The sequence below is a fragment of the Trabulsiella odontotermitis genome (assembly GCF_001188485.1).
In the GTDB taxonomy this organism is placed as follows: Bacteria; Pseudomonadota; Gammaproteobacteria; order Enterobacterales; family Enterobacteriaceae; genus Trabulsiella; species Trabulsiella odontotermitis_A.
The window spans coordinates 1-225 of record NZ_JNGH01000069.1; the positions used below are offsets into that span (position 1 = coordinate 1).

General features: G+C 65.3%; 1 protein-coding gene. It reads right to left on the reverse strand.

What is annotated here, in order from left to right; translation table 11 throughout:
- Positions 1-47 precede the first annotated feature (47 nt).
- Positions 48-225 (reverse strand): iron chelate uptake ABC transporter family permease subunit (locus tag GM30_RS23955; protein WP_155483935.1); only part of this gene is annotated, 178 nt, incomplete at its 5' end.

Below are 225 nucleotides of genomic sequence, written 5' to 3' on the forward strand. Positions count from 1 at the left end.
GGCGACCAGCAGCAGACAACTGAACACTAACCGACGGGACGGGGCGATCATCGCGCACCTCCCGTCGGCTGACGACGCACCAGCCAGATCAGCACCGGTGCGCCAATAAAGGCGCTGACCACCGATACCCGCAGTTCACCGGGCACCAGCAGACGACCGAGAATATCGGCGAACAGCAGTAGCGCCGGGGTAGCGAGCAGGGTGACCGGCAGCGACCAGCGGTGA